The sequence below is a fragment of the Natrinema sp. 74 genome, assembly GCF_046097095.1.
In the GTDB taxonomy this organism is placed as follows: domain Archaea; phylum Halobacteriota; class Halobacteria; order Halobacteriales; family Natrialbaceae; genus Natrinema.
In genome coordinates this window covers 1,533,460-1,555,438 of record NZ_CP175698.1, presented here as the reverse complement: position 1 = coordinate 1,555,438, position 21,979 = coordinate 1,533,460, and the positions used below count along the sequence as shown (strand labels likewise).

The 21,979-nt window shown below is 62.6% G+C and carries 20 protein-coding genes, 2 tRNA genes and 1 pseudogene; 11 read left to right on the top strand and 12 right to left on the bottom strand.

All coding sequences use genetic code 11. The features are described 5' to 3' along the window. Positions 1-3: 3 nt before the first annotated feature. Both ACJ70B_RS07730 and ACJ70B_RS07725 read right to left on the bottom strand, forming a co-directional pair. Positions 4-876, bottom strand: a complete 873-nt coding sequence (locus ACJ70B_RS07730) for a hypothetical protein (RefSeq protein WP_408959823.1) — start codon at positions 874-876, stop codon at positions 4-6. 127 nt (positions 877-1,003) lie between these two features. Beyond that, positions 1,004-1,198 carry a cold-shock protein gene (locus tag ACJ70B_RS07725; protein ID WP_005554588.1) on the bottom strand — a complete coding sequence of 65 codons (195 nt, stop codon included), beginning with the start codon at positions 1,196-1,198 and terminating at the stop codon, positions 1,004-1,006. 323 nt (positions 1,199-1,521) lie between these two features. On the opposite strand from ACJ70B_RS07725, the gene ACJ70B_RS07720 reads away from it, so the two are divergent. Next, the gene (locus ACJ70B_RS07720) at positions 1,522-2,538 is read left to right on the top strand and encodes an NADP-dependent oxidoreductase (protein ID WP_408959822.1); all 1,017 of its coding nucleotides are present in this window, start codon (positions 1,522-1,524) and stop codon (positions 2,536-2,538) included. Positions 2,539-2,698: 160 nt separating this feature from the next. Here ACJ70B_RS07720 and ACJ70B_RS07715 read toward each other — a convergent pair. From ACJ70B_RS07715 to ACJ70B_RS07695, 5 genes and pseudogenes are all read right to left on the bottom strand, one after another. Further along, positions 2,699-2,989: pseudogene (locus ACJ70B_RS07715) on the bottom strand (ABC transporter permease); the annotation flags it as partial. A 175-nt stretch (positions 2,990-3,164) separates the two neighbouring features. After that, positions 3,165-3,422: a hypothetical protein gene (locus ACJ70B_RS07710; protein ID WP_408959821.1), complete on the bottom strand. Its 258-nt coding sequence runs from the start codon at positions 3,420-3,422 to the stop codon at positions 3,165-3,167. Positions 3,423-3,628: 206 nt separating this feature from the next. Further along, positions 3,629-4,396, bottom strand: coding sequence for an ABC transporter permease (locus ACJ70B_RS07705; protein ID WP_408959820.1), 768 nt, complete (start codon positions 4,394-4,396; stop codon positions 3,629-3,631). 112 nt (positions 4,397-4,508) lie between these two features. Then, on the bottom strand, positions 4,509-5,543 hold the full coding sequence (locus ACJ70B_RS07700; protein ID WP_408959819.1) for an ATP-binding cassette domain-containing protein: 1,035 nt from the start codon (positions 5,541-5,543) through the stop codon (positions 4,509-4,511). A 140-nt stretch (positions 5,544-5,683) separates the two neighbouring features. Then, a complete protein-coding gene (locus tag ACJ70B_RS07695; RefSeq protein WP_408959818.1) occupies positions 5,684-6,934 on the bottom strand; it encodes a site-2 protease family protein in 1,251 nt (416 codons plus the stop codon). Positions 6,935-7,187: 253 nt separating this feature from the next. Here ACJ70B_RS07695 and ACJ70B_RS07690 point away from each other — a divergent pair, with 253 nt between their 5' ends. Together ACJ70B_RS07690 and ACJ70B_RS07685 are read left to right on the top strand one after the other, a co-directional pair. Further along, a complete protein-coding gene (locus ACJ70B_RS07690) occupies positions 7,188-7,718 on the top strand; it encodes a 50S ribosomal protein L16 (protein ID WP_408959817.1) in 531 nt (176 codons plus the stop codon). A 315-nt stretch (positions 7,719-8,033) separates the two neighbouring features. Further along, positions 8,034-8,906, top strand: coding sequence for a RimK family alpha-L-glutamate ligase (locus ACJ70B_RS07685; RefSeq protein ID WP_408959816.1), 873 nt, complete (start codon positions 8,034-8,036; stop codon positions 8,904-8,906). 34 nt (positions 8,907-8,940) lie between these two features. On the opposite strand, the gene ACJ70B_RS07680 is transcribed toward ACJ70B_RS07685, so the two are convergent. Further along, positions 8,941-9,342: an Hsp20/alpha crystallin family protein gene (locus tag ACJ70B_RS07680; protein WP_408959815.1), complete on the bottom strand. Its 402-nt coding sequence runs from the start codon at positions 9,340-9,342 to the stop codon at positions 8,941-8,943. A 95-nt stretch (positions 9,343-9,437) separates the two neighbouring features. After that, positions 9,438-10,451, bottom strand: a complete 1,014-nt coding sequence (locus tag ACJ70B_RS07675; protein WP_408959814.1) for a type II glyceraldehyde-3-phosphate dehydrogenase — start codon at positions 10,449-10,451, stop codon at positions 9,438-9,440. Between the two features lie 228 nt (positions 10,452-10,679). Here ACJ70B_RS07675 and ACJ70B_RS07670 point away from each other — a divergent pair, with 228 nt between their 5' ends. The 5 genes from ACJ70B_RS07670 (at position 10,680) to ACJ70B_RS07650 (ending at position 14,675) form a co-directional block, all read left to right on the top strand. Next, positions 10,680-11,636 (top strand): aminopeptidase, encoded by a 957-nt coding sequence (locus ACJ70B_RS07670; RefSeq protein ID WP_408959813.1) that lies wholly within the window; start codon positions 10,680-10,682, stop codon positions 11,634-11,636. A gap of 125 nt (positions 11,637-11,761) precedes the next feature. After that, the gene (locus tag ACJ70B_RS07665) at positions 11,762-12,343 is read left to right on the top strand and encodes an LURP-one-related/scramblase family protein (protein WP_408959812.1); all 582 of its coding nucleotides are present in this window, start codon (positions 11,762-11,764) and stop codon (positions 12,341-12,343) included. Between the two features lie 51 nt (positions 12,344-12,394). Next, positions 12,395-13,048, top strand: a complete 654-nt coding sequence (locus tag ACJ70B_RS07660; RefSeq protein WP_408959811.1) for an HVO_0476 family zinc finger protein — start codon at positions 12,395-12,397, stop codon at positions 13,046-13,048. 155 nt (positions 13,049-13,203) lie between these two features. Further along, positions 13,204-13,833, top strand: coding sequence for a protein-L-isoaspartate(D-aspartate) O-methyltransferase (locus ACJ70B_RS07655; protein WP_408959810.1), 630 nt, complete (start codon positions 13,204-13,206; stop codon positions 13,831-13,833). A 71-nt stretch (positions 13,834-13,904) separates the two neighbouring features. Continuing rightward, on the top strand, positions 13,905-14,675 hold the full coding sequence (locus ACJ70B_RS07650; RefSeq protein ID WP_408959809.1) for a protein-L-isoaspartate O-methyltransferase family protein: 771 nt from the start codon (positions 13,905-13,907) through the stop codon (positions 14,673-14,675). Positions 14,676-15,249: 574 nt separating this feature from the next. Here ACJ70B_RS07650 and ACJ70B_RS07645 read toward each other — a convergent pair. The 3 genes from ACJ70B_RS07645 to ACJ70B_RS07635 all read right to left on the bottom strand — a co-directional run bounded on the left by ACJ70B_RS07645 (position 15,250) and on the right by ACJ70B_RS07635 (position 18,010). After that, entirely contained in the window at positions 15,250-17,418 is a 2,169-nt protein-coding gene (locus ACJ70B_RS07645; protein ID WP_408959808.1) for a bacterio-opsin activator domain-containing protein, read from the bottom strand. A 222-nt stretch (positions 17,419-17,640) separates the two neighbouring features. Continuing rightward, positions 17,641-17,713: transfer RNA gene (locus ACJ70B_RS07640), tRNA-Asp, on the bottom strand. A 224-nt stretch (positions 17,714-17,937) separates the two neighbouring features. Continuing rightward, positions 17,938-18,010: transfer RNA gene (locus ACJ70B_RS07635), tRNA-Asp, on the bottom strand. A gap of 324 nt (positions 18,011-18,334) precedes the next feature. On the opposite strand from ACJ70B_RS07635, the gene ACJ70B_RS07630 reads away from it, so the two are divergent. From ACJ70B_RS07630 to rpoB, 3 genes are read left to right on the top strand one after another with little or no spacing between them, the layout of a single operon-like run. Then, on the top strand, positions 18,335-18,562 hold the full coding sequence (locus ACJ70B_RS07630) for a DNA-directed RNA polymerase subunit H (protein ID WP_408959807.1): 228 nt from the start codon (positions 18,335-18,337) through the stop codon (positions 18,560-18,562). Further along, on the top strand, positions 18,563-20,143 hold the full coding sequence (locus tag ACJ70B_RS07625; RefSeq protein WP_408959806.1) for a DNA-directed RNA polymerase subunit B'': 1,581 nt from the start codon (positions 18,563-18,565) through the stop codon (positions 20,141-20,143). 6 nt (positions 20,144-20,149) lie between these two features. After that, the gene (gene rpoB, locus ACJ70B_RS07620; RefSeq protein ID WP_408959805.1) at positions 20,150-21,979 is read left to right on the top strand and encodes a DNA-directed RNA polymerase subunit B; all 1,830 of its coding nucleotides are present in this window, start codon (positions 20,150-20,152) and stop codon (positions 21,977-21,979) included.

Sequence of the window (21,979 nt, the reverse complement as noted above, 5' to 3'; positions counted from 1 at the left end):
GTGTCAGGGCTTTCGAACGGCCAGCGCGAGGAACCCGACTCCGAAGCAGCCCATCAGCAATGCGACGTACGAGAGGATCACGAGCGCATCGCCCCCGCGCTTGAATCCCAAGAACGCAGCGCCGACGGCCACGACGAGCACGCCGACGCCGAAGACGGCGAGGAGGACGCGTTCGGTCCGACTCCCTCGAGTCGTCCGCTCCGTCTCGCTCGCGGCGGCCTCAAGCACCGGTCGGGCCTCCTCGTAGACGTCGCGGGGCAGCGTGACGTACCCCGGTGCCGTTACCCCTCGCGTCTTGGTCGCGTACGATAGTCGGAGCACGACGACTTCGACCGCCGGCACGCGGTAGCCGCGAACGGCCGCGAGTTCCTTGAGCTCGAACGATTGGTCGTTTACGCAAACTGTTCCCGCCTTAGGATCGATCTCCCCATGGGAGGTCAGCGGCTGCATACCGACCACTGTTCCGAACAGGACTACGAGGAACAGCACGAACGGTGTTACCGGAGACACCGCGACAGAGCCGACGATCGCGATTGCACCGGCGAGGACGCTCACCGCTGCGGGGAGCGGACGGAGCCGATCGTACCCGGTGTGGCTCGCCCAGGTCCGTACCGAGGATCGAGCCGTCTCGTCCTCGATCAGCGGGAGCACATAGAGCAGTGAGAACGGGCCGCCGATTAGCAAGAGCAAGGCGAGTAGCGCGAATTGTTCGTACGCGCCATCGACAACGGAGAGAACGAGCGCCGTTGCTCCGAGTACGACCACGAGTAGCGCCATCCCGCCGACAAAGCCGACCTGAAGGTACAGACAGAACCGGCCGACCGTCGACGCCGACGCGGGTCGCGTCCACGTGATCGCGCCGGACCGATCCGTCATTACGTCCTGTACGTGTCAACCGTCTATAAGAATTCCGAACGAGGTGTGCCGACTTGCAATCGATGGCGCTATCGCTCGGGGGGAGTAAAATACTGCAGTCAAGTGCCGATACCGTTACGAATCCGCCTTACAGGCGCTCGACGTTCGTCGCGCGCGGGCCCTTGGGGGCCTGCTCGATGTCGAACTCGAGCTCCTGACCTTCTTCCAGATCCGGGCCGCCGATGTCTTCCATGTGGAAGAACACGTCGTCGTCCGCGTCCTCAGTCTCGATGAATCCGTAGCCGCCAGTGTCGTTGAAGAAATCAACGGTTCCTTTCGCCATTGCTTCTAAAGAGAACGGCCCGGGACTGATAAACCCTCCGACTCCGATCGACTCCCGTCTCTGTCTCTTGCGTGCCGTCTCGGACGGGGTACGCGAAACGACGCGAGGCGTTCGCGGTATGTGTCGGCTTCTTTTGATCTCATCTGCAACCCCCTCTCGGCATGTCTCGACGCGGCTTGAAGGCGCGTCCCCCGGTTGCGTCCGGCGACCGGACTGCATCGCCGGCGGCCGTTCTCGGCTCTCGGTCTCGAGCGGCCCGCGCTTGACCAGTTGCGAGGTTCCGCGAGCCCAATATTCACGTACCGGCGCACCTATACGAAGCTATGGCAGAGACCAGACAGTGGCGACTCGCGAGCCGTCCCGTCGGGGAACCGACTATGGAAAACTTCGAACTCGTCACCGTCGACCGACCCGAACCGGGTCACGGCGAGGTCCTCGTGAAGACGCTGTATCAGTCGGTCGATCCCTACATGCGCGGACGGATGCGCGACGCGGAATCGTACGCCGAGCCCTGGGACGTCGGCGAGCCCATGCAGGCCGGCGTCGTCGGCGAAGTCGTCGAATCCAACGCCGCCCGGTTCGACGAGGGCGACGTCGTCACGGGCAATCTCCTTTGGGCGGAACACGCTATAGCAGACGCAGACGACCTCCAGCGGGTGAACCCCGAACTCGGGCCGATCTCGACGGCGCTGGGCGTCCTCGGCATGCCCGGCGTGACCGCCTACTGGGGCTTGCTCGACGTCGGCGATCCCAAGCCCGGCGATACAGTCGTCGTCTCCGCCGCCGCGGGCGCGGTCGGCTCCGTCGTCGGCCAACTCGCCCGGATCAACGGCGCACGCGTGGTCGGTACCGCCGGCAGCGACGAGAAGATCGACTGGCTCACCGACGACCTCGGTTTCGACGCCGCGATCAACTACAAGACGACCGACGATCTCTCGAGCGCGATGGCGGAGGCCTGTCCCGACGGAGTCGACGTCTACTTCGATAACGTCGGCGGCCCCATCACGGACGCCGTCTGGCCCCGCCTGAACGACCACTCGCGGGTCGCGGTCTGCGGCCAAATCGCGCTGTACAACGAGACCGAGGTCCCGACCGGTCCCCGGAAGCTCACGAAACTCATCGAGACCCGCGCGAAAGTCGAGGGACTGCTCGTCGGCGACTACGAGAACCGGTGGGGCGAGGCCCTCGAGCGCCTTTCGAAATTCGTTCGGAACGACGAGATCCGGTACCGCGAGAACGTCGTCGAAGGCTTCGAGAACGCGCCCGACGCCTTCCTCGGGCTATTCGAAGGAGAAAACATCGGCAAGCAGCTAGTCAAAGTCGGCGAACGGAACGACTGATTCTCCCGTGACCGCAGACGTGGCGGTTCCGGCCACGGACTAGCACCTATCGCGGGCGAGCGTTCCTGCAGTGGGTGATTCTTGGTCGGCTTCCGGGCCGGAGTTGGGTTCGACCCTAATACGGTCCTTGACGCGGACAGCGGCGTCGGTGGGCCGTTTCTCACTCGGTAATCCCGAACCCGCGTTTGAACAGCAATAGGTCGATGAGGAGAACGACCGCAGTCGCGGCTGTGAGCACGAGAAGGGACGTATTCGGGTTGATTTCGGTGACTCCTAACATCCCGTATCGGACACCGTTGACCATGTAGACCATCGGATTAAGCAGGGACGCGGTGTGGGCCGCCCCCTCGAGTTGCGTCAACGAGTAGAACACCCCACTGAAGAACACCAACGGTCGGAGCAGGAATCGGTTCATGACCGTCAGGTGGTCGAAGTCCTCTGCCCACAGCCCAATAAAGAATCGAAGCAGTTTGCCAATTTCTGAAAATATGGATCTCTATATCTCCAAAGTGGAGGCTCGATCCTGTTCTTAGCGCACCGAGGAACCACTTCTACGTGCTTCTCAGAGAGGGCGTATTATGCACCGCAAGTACCATCAAAGAATCCAAGAAGAGAGGATTACCGATCTACTTGTCGTCTACTTTAATCTGGACTTCTTCTGCAGTGAAGTACTTGTAGATGGCATAAGCAAGATTGCCAATACCAAGAGTCCACCAAACTGTAAGAATGCCAATAATAAGATGTGTTCCTCCGCTTCCCCAAGTCTTCTTTTTCATCAGGGTACTGCGTTCTCCCTGATTTTTGACTTTATACCCTTGCGTAATAAAGTCATCAATCACTCGTTCCATCTCTCTTTTATCGTCAACCCGACGGATCCTTGCCATATAGCTGTCCCAGACATTCTGGTCTTAAAAGTATTAGGAAATTCTATTGCTATATGAAGTCTCCCTATTTAAGTTCGTATAATCACCATCGTGTCAGAATAGCACCATTTGGTCATCGTTTTCTTCGTCATAAGGATAGCCCCCTGTCTATGTTCTATTCGTGTCAGAGAGCACCGGCGCGCTGAGGATGCGGTGTCTGATCGTCTTTATTCGGAAATTCCAAACCCCCGTTCAAATAGTATAAGATTTATAAACAAGACAATTATGGTAGTGGCTGTAAGTACAATTAGAGATACATTTGGATTGATCTCGGTAACGCCCAACATGCCGTAACGAACCCCATTGACCATGTAGACCATTGGGTTGAATAGTGATACAGTGTAGGCTATTCCCTCAAGTTGATCCAGTGAATAGAAAACCGCACCAAAGAATACCAACGGTCGGAGAAGGAATTGGTTCATGACCGTCAGGTGATCGAAGTCTTCTGCCCATAGACCACCGATTATTCCTAAACCGGCGAAGAGAGTAGTGGTTACGATACCGAAACTAAGCAGGTAGAACGGGTGTGTAAAGGGAATTGACGTAAATATAAAGCCAACTCCGATTATCAGACACCCAATGATAATCCCACGAAGTGCGCTTGCTATTACGTAGCCAGCGACTGTGTGGGTATGGGACAATGGGGATGTAACCACCTCGTGAATATATTCGTTCCACCTCCCATGGAAAATGCTGAAAGATGCGTTTTCAAACGAGTTCGACATAGCACCCAGTACAACTAGACCGGGCAACACGTACTGAATGTAGGTTACGTCATTCACTGTTCCAATTCGACCGCCGAGAATCACCCCGAACACGGAGAAGTACAACACGTTCGTTATCAGTGGGGGGAGGAAGGTGTTGTACGGCCGTCTAACGAATCGAAGCACCTCTCGTCGGATCAGGGTCTGTAGCTGTGTACTGGTAACGCTCATGCTCGATCACCGTTCCGTGTGTCTCGAGTCCGAGTAGGACGGACGCGCTCGTTCCACCGACCGTGAGAGACCGCCTCGCGCCGGAACAGTGCGCGGAAACTAACCGCCGACATCAGACGACCCCCTCTTGTTCCCGCTCGCGGTCGCTGTTTGACTGCGCTTCCGCCTCGTCGCTTCCGGTCGCCGCTTCCTCGGTATCCGCGCTCTCTGCCGACGATCTCGTCACGGTTCGGTCCTCGCGCTCGGTCAGATCCACGAAAATCTCCTCGAGCGAGGTTCGCGTGATCTCGAGGTCGGCGATTTCGAAGCCCCGCGCCTCGAGGTCGTTGAGCAGGCGCGGCGCGGTCGAGCCGCCGTCGTCGACGCGGACCTCGAGGTGGTCGCCCGAGACCGTCGTTTCGTGTGCGTACGCGCCGAGGTCCGGGGCGGTGGCGGGTGGTGACTCGAGTCCTACGTCGATGGTGTCGGTACCCCGCTGTTTCAGTTCGTCCGGGGTCGCGACGGTTACCTTCCGGCCCTCGTTCATGATCGCGACGCGGTCACAGAGGCGCTCTGCCTCCTCGATGTAGTGGGTCGTCAACAGGATCGTCGTCCCCTCGTCGTTGAGTTCGGTGACGAGTTCCCAGAGGTCGTGGCGCAACTGGACGTCGACCCCCGCCGTCGGCTCGTCTAAGATAAGGAGGTCGGGGTCGGTGACGAGGGCGCGAGCGAGCAGTAGCCGGCGTTTCATCCCGCCGGAGAGCCAGTCGAAGCGCTCGTTTCGCTTGTCGTAGATGCCGACGCGTTTGAGCACCTCGTCGGCCCGCTCGGCGGCTTCGTCCTCGGGGATTCCGTGGTAGCCGGCCTTGTGCAGCAACACCTCTCGGATCGGGAAGAACCGGTCGACGTTGAACTCCTGTGGCGCGAGCCCGATCGCGTCGCGGGCCTGCTGGTAGTCGTCCTCGACGTCGTAGCCGAAGACCCGCGCCTCGCCGCCGGTCTTGCGGACCAGACCGACCAGCGTGTTAATGAACGTGGTCTTCCCCGCACCGTTCGGTCCGAGCAGTCCGAAGAATTCGCCCTCCTCGACGGTCAGCGATAGTTCCCGCAGCGCGCGCAGATCGCCGTACTCCTTTACGAGGTCGACGGTCTCGATGGCCGGTGACATCGGCCCAGCCTCGGCTCCGACGTCGGTTAAGAATAGTGGTAGCGGCACGCGAGCTATCCGTTTCTGTCTGTACCGTGGTCACACCGCACTAGCCACATCGCACTGTACCGTGTCGACGGATCCCCGGTGCGTCAGTGCGGTCAGTCCGCAGTTCGCGGACGGCTCGAGGGGGATATCGAGCCGCTCTGGCGGACGATGTCGAGGGCGGTCATCACGTCGCTGCGCGAGATCAGTCCCACGAGATCCCCGTCGTCGGGCGACGATTCCGCGGGGGTGCCATCGGCGGACGGCCGCCGACCGGAATCGATAACGAGCAGCCGGCCGATCCCGTGTTCCTGCATGCGCTCGATCGCGGTCATCGCATCTGAGTCGGGAGCGATCGTCTCCAGATCGGTCGTCATCACGTCCGCGACGGTATAGGCATCGCGCTCGACCGGCTCGACCTCGCGGGCGTCGGACAGCGTCACGAGCCCGATCAGTCGCTCGCTCTCGACCCCGCTGCTCTCGATGACCGGATAGCCGGTGTGGCGTTCGGTGAACATCCGCTGGATCAGCTCCGCGACCGTCGTCTCGGGCTCGACGGTGTGAAGTTCGCTCGCCGGCGTCATGATGTCGCCGACGGTGACGTCCTGAAAGGCGGCTTTCATCGTCACCTGTTGGGCCTCGCTCGAGGCGGCGATGAAGACGAAGAAGGCGACGCCGATGAGGATGATGTTGAACGCGAAGAGGCCGAACAGCCCCATAAGCACCGCGAACACCTTGCCGACGCTGGCGGCCTGCTGGGTCGCTCGAGCGTAGGGTTTGCTCCGAGCGAGCAGCGCACGGAGCACTCGCCCGCCGTCCATCGGAAACGCGGGCAGCATGTTGAAAATCGCAAGCGAGACGTTCAGGACGGCGAGATAGCCGAGGACGAACCGCGTGCCGTTGAGCAGCGCCGGCGACGCGTCGGAAAGGACCTCGGGGACGACCGCGTAGAGCCCGTACGAGCCGATGCCGACCAGCACGCTGACGATCGGTCCCGCGATGGCGATCGTGAGCTCCTGGCGCCAGTCCTCGGGCATCTCCGTGAACGAAGCGATGCCGCCGAACAGCCAGAGCGTGATCGAGTCGATCGGAAACCCATATCGCTGGGCGGTCAGCGAGTGGCCGAGTTCGTGGAGGACGACACCGACGAACAGCCCGACCGCGGCAGCTAACCCGAGTAGCCACGGCGTCGCGCCGCCGCTGATCACGCCGACGTCGATCCCTGCTCCGAGCGCACCGTTTAGGATCTCCGCGACGGGGTCGATCCGCGTCCCGATGAGATACGCGAACAGCGGCAGGACGAGCAGGAACGTGAGATCGAGCTTGATCGGGATGCCGAACAGCGAGCCGATCCGAAAACTCCTCATACAGACTAGTTTCGGCGGCGGAACCTTAAGCGCGCCGCCGATACTAGTTTGCGCGCACATCGCGCGCACATTGTTGCAGCTGTGGTAGTCGTCCGTTGCTCGCTCTCGAGTCGACGGTTCGTGTCGGGTCGACGGTGATGCTCCCACGTCGATCCGGACCGGCTCGCGGTCCTCGCCCGCAGAACCGGCCGACGCGGCGCTTCGAAGCCTTTATCCGCCCGGTGGGCCTGCGTTTTCGTAAGTAACCACAACCATGTCCGACAAACCCGCCTCCATGTACCGGGAAATCAGCAAGCCGGCGTACACGCGACGCGAGTACATCACCGGCATCCCGGGTTCGAAGATCGCACAGCACAAGATGGGCGACACCGCCGCGGACCCCGAAGACTACCCCGTTCAGGTCAGCCTCATCACCGAAGAAGAGGTCCAGATTCGCCACGGGAGCCTCGAGGCCTCGCGGCTGTCTGCCAACCGTCACATGCTGAAAAACGCCGGTGAGAACAACTACAAGATGATCCTGCGCAAGTTCCCCCACCACGTCATCCGGGAGAACAAGCAGGCGACGGGCGCGGGTGCAGACCGTGTCTCCGACGGAATGCGTCAGGCCTTCGGGAAGATCGTCGGCACCGCCGCTCGCATCGACGCCGGCGAGCGTATCTTCACCATCTGGTGTGACGTCGACGACGCCGAGTTCGCAAAGGACGCGCTCCGCCGTGCCTATAACAAGGTCTCGCCGCCGTGTCGCGTCGTCGTCGAGAAGGGCGAAGAGCAGCTAATCGCATAACGAAATTTTACGCTGCAGTCTATCGCGGTCGTGTCACCGCGACCGCGATGTCCTTCGGTAAAATTTCGATCAAAAGCACTCCTCCCTCCGTTCCGAACGCGTAGCGTTCTCCACATCGGTCGTCGGCCCGCTCGCTCACTGCGCGGCGCGTAGCGCCGCGCACGGCTTCGCTCGCGGTCGGTGTCGGGTAGCGGCCTGCCCTCCCCCGGGTCGTGCGCCTCTCGCGGTGCTCGAGCCACACTCCCGGCCACCGCGTTTTGAGCTCTCGGTCTCGAGCAGCGCACCTTTTTGCCGCTCTGCTCCCGAGTCCCGAGTATGATCGATCTCGCCGTGGCAAACGCAAAGGAGACGTTTCAGCGGATGCGAGAGCCGCTGGCCGAGCGCGGCATACGGGTTCATCACGTGCCCGCGAGCGAGCGCGTGGTGGCGCTGGGCGACCCGCCGTGGTCGCCCGACGACTACGACGTCGGCTTCGTCTATCCCGGTCGGCTCATGGAGGGCGGGGTCGCCGACGCCCTGCTCGAGGTCCCGTGGCTCAACGACCACGAAGCGGTGTTGACCTCGCGGAACAAAGCCGAGGTGCTGGCGCGCCTCGAGCGCGCGAGCATCCCAGTTCCGGACTCCGTCTACGTCTCGAACGACGTCTCGGAGCGCGAACTGGTCGACGTCTTCGAGCGGTTCGAGCCGCCGGTCGTGGTCAAGCCCAACTCGACGACGCGGGGCGTCGGCGTCGCGAAAGCGCACGATCTAGACTCGTTTCTGGGGATCTGCGACTACCTCTCGCTGGTCCACGACTACCGAGCGACTGGCGATCGATCGTTTCTCGTCCAGGAGTATCTGCCGAACGCGACCGACTACCGCGTGATGGTACTCGAGGGGGAGTACGTCGGCGCGGTCGAGCGTAAACTCCCCGACGAGGCGGTACGTGAGGGCCAGTGGAAACACAACGTCCACCGCGGCGCGGAGGCGACCGGGGTCGATCTGCCGGAGCCGTGGCGCGAACTGGCCGAGTCGGTCGCCGCCGAACTCGAGATCCCGTTTCTCGGCGTCGATCTGCTCGAGACGGGCGAGAAGCTGGTGGTCAACGAGACGAACGCGCGGCCGACGATCGACGAGGAAACGAAGTACGAACCGGAGTTTTACGATCACCTCGCGGCCGCGATTCGACGGGCCGCCGACGAGACGTAATCGAAACCGAGCAGCGACGACCGCGATCGGCCGCTCACTCGAGACTGATGTCCGAGGACTGCTCGGCGGGGTCGAAGACGACTTCGAGGACGCCGTTGTTGTAGGTTGCGGCGGCGGTGTGTTCGTTGACGCGGGTCGGCAGGGAGACGCGCTCGTCGTACTGACGGTGTTCGCTCTCGGCGGAGATGGTCATGGTCTTGCCGTCGCACTCGAGTTCGATGTTGTCCTTCTCGACGCCGGGGAGGTCGGCGACGACGCGGACTTCGTCGTCGGTCTCGTGGATATCGACGTGGGTGTCCATGCCGAAGCCGTTGTCGACGTTGGTCGTAGAGTCGAAGTTCACGTTAGTGTCGGCCCCGTTCATCATCTCGTTCATCATCCGCTCGATCTCGCGAAACAGATCGTCGAAGGGTTCGTCGCGGTCGTCTCGGCGCATGGGGGTACCTAGGGGACCGTGTGGCAAAAACTTTCTGTCGACCCTATACGAAGACAGGACGAGCGGAGATCGGTGTAGTCTCCCTTCTCGCGGCGTTACAGGCCGATTCCGAGCGTTTCGTTGGTCGTCTCGATGCTCTCTTCGGCGTCGGCGCTGCCGGTGACGGCGCGGATCGCGTCGACGTTCTCGGGGACGACGTCTGACTCCTGGTGGATGCCCTGGAAGAGGTAGAGGTCGTTGCCGACGGTCGAGACCGATTCCTCCCAGATGCAGTTCTCCCAGACGTCGCCGCGGGGCCGGCTTGCGTCGAGCGCGTACTCCTTGAGTTTGCCGCTGCCGTCGATATCCATCCGCTCGGGGATCAGGAACAGGCGCGACTCGTCGGCGAACAGGTCGCGGACCTCGGCGGCGTCGACCTCCTCCGCCAAGGTGACGTTGAGACTGTGCATGTGCATCAGCGTCGCGGGCACCTTCATCCCGAGGGTGTCGATGTCCAGATCGTCGAAGATGGTCTCGACGTCGGGGCCGTGATGCGAGGGGATCGTCACCGGGTTCGGCAGGATGTCGTTGATCGGACCGCGATCGGTCTGGCTGGGGTCGCCGCCGCGGCGGACGAGCGTCGCACGGACCTTCTCGACGCCGTATTCCTCGCGGAGGGGTGCGATCACGCGTGAGAGCCCGGTCGTGTTACAGGAGACGACGCGGACGTGGTCAGCGTCGACGGCGTCTTCGAAGTTCGAGCGCGCGTTGAAGCTCGTATCGACGAGATCGGCGTCCTCGCCGCCCTGGTAGAGCGCGGGCGTGTCATGGTCCTCGTAGAGGTTCTTGTTCTGCGCGCCGATTCCGGAGGGCGTGGCGTCGACGACCACGTCGGCCTCGGCCACGAGGTCCTCGACCGGCCCCGCAATCTCGAGGCCGGCCTCGTCGAACAGCTCCTCGCGCTCTTCGACGGCCGCGTAGAGCGGGAATCCCTTCTCGACCGCGGTCTCGGCCTCAAAGTTCGGGCGTGTCTTTGCAACACCCAGTACCTCCATGTCGGGCTGTGCCCGGACGGCGTCCGCGACGCGCTTGCCGATCGTGCCGTAGCCGTTGATGGCGACCTGTTGCATATACCCGGGAGTGATCCACCGAACGGGATAATCGTTTCGAGGACTCGTAGCCGATTTTTACTCGGAGCGGAGTTCTCGATCGCTCTCGAGGCCGATATCGTTGCTCGTTTACACCACACTTTCGATCCGTCCGATCTGTGAACCGGTGCCGGTCGAGGATGAAACCGCTCGAGAGCCCGGAGCCGACCGAGGGCAAGACATATCGGCCCGCTCGCCGCACACGCACGTATGACAGCACGTCGAGGTGCGGCGGAGACGGCGGTCCGCCAGTGTCTTGGTCTCGAGGTGGGGGAGTCCTGTACGATCGTTACCGACGACGAACGGCGTCCGATCGGGGAGTCGCTCTACGAGGTGGCACGCGAGATCACCGACGACGCGGTGATCGTCCGCTATCCGCCGGGCGAGACCCACGGCGGCGAGCCGCCGGAACCAGTCGCGGCGGCGATGGCCGGGGCCGACGTGGTGCTCGCGCCGACGACCAAGAGCCTGAGCCATACCCGCGCCCGAACCGAGGCCAACGAGGCCGGCACGCGAGTCGCGACGCTGCCGGGGATCACCGAGGACGTCTTCACGACGGGACTCGAGGCCGACTACGAATCGATCGCGTCCCACTGCGAGGCGGTCCGTCAGCAGGTCGCCGGTGCCGATGAGGTCCGTGTGACGACCGAGGCCGGTACCGACATCACGTTCGGCGTCCGCGACCGGGAGTGGCTCGCCGACACCGGCATCGTCCACGAACCCGGTACGATGTCGAACCTCCCGGCTGGCGAGGTGTTCATTAGCCCCGAGACCGCAAACGGGACGTTCGTCGTCGACGGAACGATGATGCCCCACGGGTTGCTCGAGGACGGCCGGACGCTCTCGTTCGTGGTCGAGGACGGCTTCGTCACGGACATCTCGGACGACGACATTCGCGAAGAGGTGGAAAGCGCGGCCGACGAGGTCGGCGATGCCGCGTACAACCTCGCCGAATTGGGAATCGGGACGAACGTCGCCGTCACCGAACTGGTCGGCTCGGTCCTGTTGGACGAGAAAGCGGGAGGGACCGTCCACATCGCGATCGGCGATGACGCGGGGATCGGCGGCGATACGGACGCGCCAATCCACCTCGACGGAATCATCCGCGAGCCGACGGTCTTCGCCGACGGAACACCGATCGACCTCCCCGCGCCGGCCGACACGTAACGCCGTCACCGCTCCGTGATTCTCGACGCTCGAGCCCCGATTTCACCCGATTGAACCGGGTTAAATCTTCGACCGAACTGTGTGTACCTAGTGGTTTCAAGTGCCCCTGGCGATAGTTCGGGACGATGAGCGACACGCGAGGATACGATATTCGGGGGATCGAGCTCACCGACGATCTATACACGGTCGAGCAGGGACTGATTCGAAACAAGTACAGAGCGCTCGACGCAGACGGGAACGTCGTTCTCAGGGGGAAACAGAAGATGCTCAAAATGAAAGAGGAGTTCCCCTTCGTCGACGCCGACGGCAACGAGGTCTTCACGGTGAAAGCCGGTGGGATCATCGACGTCGCGGGGAACTACGTCCTCACCGACGCACAGACCGGTGAGGACATCATCGTTCTGGACAACGACTACTCGATCTTTCAGGATACGTGGAAGATCCGCGACGCGACCACCGAGGAGAAACTGGCCGAGATCAACTCTCGGGGAGCCGCCGTGACGGTCGCCCGAAACATCGTTCCGTTTGGCGGCTGGATCCCGCACAAGTACGAAATCTCCGACCAGCAGGGGACCCACGTCGGCTCCATCAGCGGGCAGTTCTCGCTGCGGGACCGCTACGAGATCACCATCGACGACGCCAGCACGGTCCCGAAAGAGCCGGTCGTGGCCGCGGCGATGGTCATCGACGCCATTCAGGGGAACTAGACCGACGACCGCTTCAATCGCCTTTTAGGTACGTAGCCGCTACGGTGTGATATGAGCGATACTCCGGATCGGATTCCGACCCCCTGTCCGTCCTGCTCGCCGGACCTCGAGACGGTCCACGAGGTGCTGACGGAAGGCGGCGGTACACTGACCGTCCGCTGCAGCGAGTGCAGTCACGTCCACAAAGTACAGCCCGACACCGAGCGCGAAGTCACGCTCGACGTAGTTGTCTCTCAGGGCGGCGAGTCTTTCACCGCGAACGTCACGACGCCCGAGGGCGAATCGATCGAAGTCGGCGACGAGTTCATCCTCGAGACCGAGGCGGTCCTCTCGACGGTTCGCGTGACCAGCGTCGAACTCGACGGCCAGCGCCGGGTCGACGAGGCCCCAGCCGACGAAATTGAGACCGTCTGGACCCGCGAGGTCGACAACGTCGCGGTCAACGTCACGGTTCACCCCCAAGACGGATCGCGAGACGACAGCCGCGGTATCACCGTCCACGTCCCCGGCGACTACGAGTTCGAGGTCGGCGCGGTCGAATCGTTCGGCGACGACGAGTTTGAAATCGACGCCTTCGTCGTCCGCGACGACGCCGCAGGCTACGAGCGCGATCGCTATGAGATGGACGGCGATACCGTCCTAGCGAAGGACGCGAAACGGGTCTACGCCTACGACGAGCAGAGCAGCGCCTGGTCGGCCTGGTAACTATAGTCGCGACTGAAACGATTTACACGCTGATCGCAGTGCCGTCCAGCGATCGGGTGTCCAGTGACGGTCAATGGCCACTATCGGTCGGTCCGCCGAACCCGGTACTCGCCACCGAACGCCTACTGTTCTCGAGCGCGTACTCGAACCGATCCATGTCCGACAGCTACAAGTCTGCGCGCCAGCGGATGGTCGAGACCGTCGCGCCGCGCGTCGACGACGACCGCGTCCTCGAGGCCCTCGAGGCGGTGCCGCGCCACGAGTTCGTCCCGCCGGATCGGCGAGACAGCGCCTACGCGGACCGCCCGCTGCCGATCGGCGACGGGCAGACGATCAGCGCCCCGCACATGGTCGCGATCATGGCTACCCTGCTTACGGTCGATCCCGGCGACGACGTCCTCGAGATTGGTACCGGCTGTGGCTACCACGCGGCCGTCACGGCCGAACTGGTCGGCGACGAGCACGTCTACAGCGTCGAGTATGGTCCGGCACTCGCCCGGGAGGCCCGCGACCGGCTCGCGGAACTGGGTTACGACGGCGTCTCGGTCCGTGTCGGCGACGGCCGTGAGGGCTGGCCGGAACACGCCCCCTACGACGCCGCTTATTTCACCTGTGCGACGCCGGAACTCCCGTCGGCCGTCGTCGAGCAGGTCCGTCCCGGCGGTCAGGTGATCGCCCCCGTCGGAACCGGCCGCCAGACGCTCGTCGACGCGACGAAACGCCCCGACGGCTCGCTCGAGCGAACCGGCCGCGGAGGCGTTCGATTCGTACGGCTGCGTGGCTGAACCGAGCGCTCTCCGCTCTCGGCTGAGCGCGCAAGCGCGCCATTGATAACGGCCGGTGCGATAGCTGGCGTATGGACCCCGCGGTACTGCGAGAGGACATGGTCGACGGCCTCGAGGCCGCGCCCAAGAACGTCTTGGTCGACGAAGACGTGGCCGTCGCGATGCGTGACGTCCCGCGCCACGTGTTCGTCGACGACGAGCGGACGGCCTATGCGGACCGAGAGCACGAGGCGCTCGGAACTCGCGTCCTCGCCCCGCGGACGGCCGCTCGCCTCCTCCAGGCGCTGGCACTCGAGGACGACGACTCCGTCCTGATCGTCGGCGTCGGCGTCGGTTACACGGCTGCCGTCGCCGCCGAACTCGTCGGCGAGACCAACGTCCACGCCGTCGACATCTCGCGACCGCTCGTCGTCGAGGCACGCAGCAACCTCGCCGAAATTGGATACGACGGCGTCCTCGTCGACTGCCGCGACGGCGCGAACGGTCTCCCCGAATACGCTCCGTTCGACCGAATCCTGCTCGAGGCGGCCGCCGTCGAGCCGCCTCGCCCGCTGCTCGAGCAACTCGCCAAGGGGGGACGGCTGGTGTTTCCACGAGGGACGCACCGCCAGTCACTCGTCTCCGTCTCGGCCGACGGCGAGACCGATCGGTTTGACCCCGTTTCGTTCGATCCGTTGCTGGTCGAGGGCGAACAGTCGGGTGCCGTCGAACGCAACCGAACGACCCGCGAGGACCGCGAACGCGCCCGGCGGCGCGCCGAATCTCGCCGCGGCTGGGAACAGGATTGGATCGAGTGGGAGGAGACGACCGACGGCAACTCACAGCGCGGCCGATCGCGGTAGAACGCTGCTTTTGACGGGCTCACCGGCGAAGCGCCGATGAGCCGTCGAAAAGCGGCACCCGGCCCGTCGTTCGGCTCGCACCGCTCAGCCGGGTAACTCTCGAAACGCGGAAGGGGGAAAGGATGGGGGGTGGGGGGGGGGGAGTGGGGGGTGGCGACAGTCTGTCTCTCGCCGCCATCTATCGGTACGAACTACGGGACAGTAAATATGACTTCTAATCGTTTGGTGGAGTTCAGACAATGGCACTAATTAATTAGTACGTGCCGCGTCAGCGCCGACGACTACCCGCCGGCACCGACTCGTCGGGACTCGAGCCAAGGATGGCGATGACACGTCCGAAGCTGGCGCTCGTCGGTGATCGCACTGACCGTGCGGGAGAATCCGACTCGATACTGCAGAGACCGGTCGACCGACTACGCGAGTGCCGTCGCTATCGATTGTTGGTCTAAGGGGGAAAGGGGGTGGGGGATTAGGGGGTGGCGACAGTCTATCTCAGATCGCCACTTACGGGTAAGTCCGGGTGCTTGTTAAGTATACCTTCTAACTCTTTGGTACTCTGGTGACCCGGTACTAATCAATTAGATGTCCCATCAAACGCCAACGTGACGAGCTTGCGCTCTGCTGCGCGAAGGTGGTAGTGATACGTTGGCGGAGACACGTCCAGCGCACTTGCGAGGTCCTCCCCGGTGCTTTCCCGGGGCCACTCGAAGAACCCGCTGTAGTGTGCTGCCTGCAGCGCTTCGAACTGTTTGTCCGTCAGCCGTTCCGCGAGATGCGTATCGAGCTGTCGCGCCGACGGCGTGTCGGTCGTCTCTCGTTTGGCGATCAGTTCCGATTCGGGATACTCCTCTCCGATCGCCTCGACTAACGACCGCGTCTCGACCTGCTGTGGCACCTCGAGTATGAGCGTGGACGTGCCACCGTTGGCCGTCGCTATCCGTATCTGTACGTCGTACGTCCGCAAAACACTGAGAAGCGGCGTCGACGTCACCGTCAGTTCGAACAGCGTCTCGTCGTCCCCCTCGGAGACGACAGAGAGCGTTTCGATCGACGCCCACGCGTCCTCGAGCGATGCGAGCTCCGCTGTCGTCGGCGCGCTGAGAAACAGGACGATCCCGTTCTCGCCCCGATCGACGACGCCCTCGAGCGTTATCGGTTCCGCGTTCGGCGCGTGCTCTGACAGCCGATTGAGTAACAGACGCGAGTCACTCACGGCGAGTTCGAGCTCGAGCCGGCTGTCGGTGAGCATCGCCTTGGTCCGCTCTACCGACCGGAGCGCGTGCCCGATCGTCTCCCCGAGTTCTGCCAACACTTCGCGTTCGCGCTCGCCGATCGAATCGGCTCCTGCGACGTGTACTACTAGTACACCGTACTTGCGCTCACCGGCGGTCAACGGGACGCCGAGGACCGTCTGAAACCCGTATGTCAACGCCGCCTTCCGTCGCGCCTGCCACCCCCCAGTCTCGAGGACGTCGTCTATCAGTCGCACCCGGCTCGATTCGAGGACGTCGCGGACGAGGTCGATCTCGGGCGCGCACTCGCCATCGTCACGGATCCGATCGATGTAGGCCGTGTCGATACCGGACCAGGCGGTCGGAATCGGCGGATCGTCATCGCTCGCGCCGATCCAGGCGAAGCGGTACCGATCAGTCTCTGCGAGGCGATCACACACCGTCTCCTCGATCGCCGTTCGCGTCGACGCTTGTGCAACGCCGTGGTTGATCTCGCGAACGATCTCGTTGGTGTGATTGAGCCGCGTTAGTTCCTCGTTTTGCTGCGTGAGCGTCCGATCGTGGTCGCGGAGCAACTGCTCGCGTTCGGCGCGATCGAGCGCGGCCTCGGTGTTCGCCCCGAGGATGTGCAAGAGCTCGGTCATCGTCTCGTCGAACCCGTCGACGCCCTCGGTCCCGGCAACGAGAACGCCGTGGGTCCCGAGCGGCACGATCAGTTCGCTTCGGCTCGCCCTCTTCGCGGGTTCGACGCCGTCGACGGCTTCGCCGTCCACACACGGTGCTTCCAACCCCTCGCTGTCCTCGCAGGTTACGTCCTCGTAATAGGCGCTTTCGCCCTCCGAAAATACCTCCCAGACAAGTCCCTCGCCGCGTTCGAAGGTCCGTTCCGGATCGATCCGTCCGGGAGACCGCCGCGTCGACGCCGCGTGCTCGAGCACGCCGTCCGTCGGCTCGAATGCGTAGGCCGCCGCGACCGCCACGTCGAGAATCTCGCCCGCCGTTTCGACCGCCGACCGATAGATCTCCGCTTTGGTCTCCGCCCGCATCAGATCCCGCGTCGTCTCGTGTAACGTCGTCAGCGTCCGTTCGTAGCGGCGCTCGCTCTCTCGAAGCTCCGTCTCGGTGCGATACTGCGCAACCGCGTTCGTGATCTGATTCGCCAGCAACGCATACTGTTCGTTACCCGACCCCTTCTGGAGGTACTGGGTCACCCCTGCTGCGATTGCCTCGCTGGCGATCTCCTCGGATCCTCGCCCTGTAAACAACACGAACGGTAGATCGCGGTCCTCCTCGCGAACCGTCTCGAGCAACTCCAGTCCCGTCATCTCCGGCATCTCGTAATCGCTGACGATACAGTCGATCTCCCGGCGCTCGAGTATCGACAGCGCCTCCGTGCCATCGGTCGCTGCGAGCGCGGTGATCGAATCGCGCTCGCGCTCGAGCATCTCGCCGGCCAGTTCCGGGAAGCCGGGTTCGTTATCGACGACGAGTACGGTGATCGGTTTCGTCATTGCCCTGGTGGTGCCGACGGATTGTCGTCACGGACGGCCGTCCGCCGATGTGCTCGTCGGCTCACATTAGTGGGTATCACAGGGGCACTAATACATTCGGATATGGCTCCTACCTATGCTAACCGTTTAGAGCCTGCTTTCGCTACTCGTCTGATCGGTGTTCGGAATTCAGTCAGTCACACCACAACAAACCAGCTGCTCACGGATCAGCCGTCGAGAAAACGCCCGAGGCGGGATTTGAACCCGCGTCACGACCGTGACAGGGTCGTATGATGGGCCACTACACCACCCGGGCTCGCAACTCTCCGTTTCCCCGTCGAAGTATTAAGGGTTTTGCTCCTCTATCGTTATCATCGATTGCTGACAGAATTTGGTTCTTGTGTCTTCGTGTGTGTCTGTCTGCCTCACACTGGGTCGGTGGTGACTACCGATTAGCCGGTTTTCCCTACGAAGCGACGTTTCCACTACGAATCCGAAGCTAATAGCTCGTTTCACTCGTCGATTGATTTTGCGGAAAAGCGCCCGAGGCGGGATTTGAACCCGCGTCACGACCGTGACAGGGTCGTATGATGGGCCACTACACCACCCGGGCTTGCAATACACCGTTGCCCGCTGGTGGTATTAAGGCTTTTCAATCGGAGAGCGTGTGGTACGGCCAGCCTCAGCACGATCGCTCCCTCGAGCCCGGGTCTGTCGCCCACATCGTGCCACAACATCGCACGACCCACAAGGAATATAACCGAGAACCGGATACGTTCGAATGAGATCGTTCGTTCCGGTCCGGTTCGTCCGACCGGGTAGCCCTGCTTGTGCGTCGAGTTAGTAACCGTTAAATGCCTCCCGCCGGTATCTACCTGTAGTATCTCGTGACAGCCGCTTCTCTCCCGATAGCCGACATGCACACCCACACCAATCCATGGTAGACGTAAGCCAACACGACCTGGTTCCCGAGCACACGGTCCTCGAGGAGGATGTCCTCGACGAGGTGCTCGAGGAATACGATATCGACCGTACAGATTTACCGAAGATCGAGCGCAACGATCCCGCTCTGCCGGACGACGCCGAGATCGGCGATGTAATCAAGATCGTCCGGGACTCGCGAACAACCGACCAAGCAGTCGTATACCGACTTGTGGTGGAATAAATGGCAATGGAACTCAACCGCGACGAACGGCGAGAGATCTCGCGCGAATATTTCTCGAAGGAACGGATCGCCGAACACCACTATCGCTCCTTTAACTCCTTCCTCAACCGAGGGATGCAGGAGGTCGTCGACGAGAAGGAGACGATCGACACGGACATCGGCGATAAGGAAGGCGAGGAGCCGGTCCACGTCGAACTGGGCGACGTTCGCGTCGTCACTCCGCGGGTTCGGGAGGCCGACGGCTCCGAGGAGCTCCTCTACCCGCAGGAGGCCCGGCTTCGTAACATCACCTATTCCGCGCCGGTATTCATGGAAATGTCCATCGTCAAGGGCGAGGAGGGCGACCAACGAGTCGTCGACTCGACCGAGACGAAGATCGGTCGGATGCCGGTTATGGTTGGCTCCGACAAGTGTAACATCGCCGGCTTCTCCGACGAGGAACTGATCGAGATCGGCGAAGACCCCGCCGACCCCGGCGGCTACTTCATCGTCAACGGCTCCGAGCGAGTGTTGATGACCAGCGAGGACCTCGCGCCGAACAAAATCCTCGCCGAATACGACACCAAGTACGGCGATGAGATCCAGGTCGCCAAGACGTTCTCCCAGCGCCGTGGCTACCGTGCGCTGGTGCTCTGTGAACGGACGCGCGACGGCCTGCTCGAGGTCTCGTTCCCCTCCGTATCGGGTTCAATCAACTTCGTCACTCTCGTGCGCGCATTAGGCCTCGAGTCGGACGAGGAGATCGTCCACAAGGTCTCGAACGACCCCGAGGTCGTCAAGTACATGCTCGAGAACTTGGAGGAAGCGGAGGTCCAGACCGAGGAAGAGGCCATCGAAGCCCTCGGGAAACGGGTCGCCTCCGGCCAGGGCAAAAACTACCAGCTCAAGCGCGCGAACTACGTCATCGATCGATACCTCCTGCCACACCTCCACGAGGACGGCGTCGAGGAGGAAGACGTTCGGATCAACAAGGCCCATTACCTCTGTCGGATGGCCGAGGCCTGCTTCGAACTCGCGCTGGGCCGCCGTGAGGCCGACGACAAGGACCACTACGCGAACAAGCGCCTGAAGGTCAGCGGCGACCTGATGAAAGACCTGTTCCGGACCGCACTGAACAAGCTGGCCCGGGACGTGAAATACCAGCTCGAGCGCGCCAACATGCGCAACCGACAGCTCTCGGTGAACACTGTCGTTCGATCCGACGTGCTGACCGAACGTCTCGAGCACCCGATTGCGACGGGCAACTGGGTCGGTGGCCGTTCCGGCGTCTCCCAGCTGGTCGACCGAACGGACTTCATGGGCGTTCTTTCACACCTTCGCCGGCTTCGTAGCCCGCTCTCGCGCTCGCAACCGCACTTCGAGGCGCGGGACCTGCACGCGACTCAGTGGGGTCGCATCGGCCCCTCCGAGACGCCGGAGGGTCCAAACTGCGGACTGGTGAAGAACTTCGCGCAGTCGATGGAGCTCTCCCAGAACGTCGAGGACGAACAGGAACTCAAACGCGAACTGGCATCGATGGGCGTCGAGGGCATTCCCGGCCTCGAGGGGATCGAACGGACGACATCGGCCGCAGACGACTGATAAATCATGAGCAGCCAAGAACGAGAGGCGAAAGTCTACGTCAACGGGTCGCTGGTGGGGACCCATCCCGATCCGCACGAACTGGCAGAACAGATCCGCGAAGCGCGTCGTATCGGCGATGTCTCCGAGATGGTCAACGTCTCGGTGAAAGATCGCACTCGCGAAGTAATCGTCAACGCCGATGCGGGTCGCGCCCGACGACCGCTGTTGGTCGTCGAGGACGGCGAACCCCGCATCTCCGACCAGGAGATCGAGGCGCTCGAAGACGGCGACCTCGAGTTCGAGGATCTCGTCGATCACGGTTACATCGAGTTCATCGACGCCGAGGAGGAAGAGGACATCTTGGTCGCCGTCGACGAGGACGATCTGACCGAGAAACATACACACCTCGAGATCGACCCATCGCTGATCTTCTCGATCGGCGCGGGGATGATCCCCTACCCCGAGCACAACGCCTCACCGCGTATTACGATGGGTGCGGGGATGATCAAGCAGTCGCTGGGGCTGCCGAGCGCGAACTACCGAATTCGACCGGACACGCGCCAGCACCTGCTGCACTACCCGCAGCTCTCGATGGTCAAAACCCAGACGACCGAGCAGATCGGGTACGACGAGCGCCCGGCGGCGCAGAACTTCGTCGTCGCCGTGATGAGCTACGAGGGGTTCAACATCGAGGACGCGCTGGTCATGAACAAGGCCAGCGTCGAGCGTGCGCTCGCTCGCTCCCATTTCTTCCGCACCTACGAGGGCGAGGAACGGCGTTACCCTGGCGGTCAAGAAGACCGCTTCGAGATCCCGAGCCAGGACGTCCGCGGTGCCCGCGGTGAGGAAGCCTACAACCACTTAGACGAGGACGGCCTCGTCAACCCCGAGACGGATGTCGACGAGAACTCCGTCCTGCTCGGGAAGACGAGCCCGCCGCGGTTCTTAGAGGAACCCGACGATATGGGCGGTCTCTCGCCGCAGAAACGGCGCGAAACCTCCGTCACCATGCGCTCGGGCGAGTCCGGCATCGTCGACACCGTCACCCTCATGGAGGGCGAGGACGGTTCGAAGCTCTCGAAGGTCTCGGTGCGCGACGAGCGCATCCCCGAACTCGGGGACAAGTTCGCCAGCCGCCACGGCCAGAAGGGAGTCGTCGGCCACCTCGCACCGCAGGAGGACATGCCCTTCACAGAGGAGGGCGTGGTGCCCGACCTCGTGCTCAATCCCCACGCGCTGCCCTCGCGGATGACCGTCGGCCATATCCTCGAGATGATCGGTGGCAAACTCGGCGCGATGGAGGGCCGTCGCGTCGACGGGACGCCGTTCCTCGGCGAGGACAAAGACGAACTTCGCGAGGGACTCGAGGATGCCGGCTTCGATTCGGCCGGCAAGGAGACCATGTATTCGGGCATCACTGGCGAGAAGATCGAGGCGGAGATCTTCGTCGGCGTGATCTTCTACCAGAAGCTCTACCACATGGTCTCGAACAAGCTGCACGCCCGCTCGCGCGGGCCGGTGCAGGTGCTCACTCGGCAGCCGACTGAGGGTCGTGCCCGCGAGGGCGGGCTGCGTATCGGGGAGATGGAACGCGACGTGTTCATCGGCCACGGGGCGGCCATGACGCTGAAGGAACGACTGTTAGACGAGTCCGACCGCGAGTTCATCCACGTCTGTGCGAACTGCGGGATGAGCGCGGTCGAAAACGTCGAACAACGGCGCGTCTACTGTCCGAACTGCGACGAGGAGACCGATATCCACGAGATCGAGATGAGCTACGCCTTCAAACTCCTGTTAGACGAGATGAAGGCCCTGGGTATCGCGCCGCGACTCGACCTGGAGGACGCCGTCTAA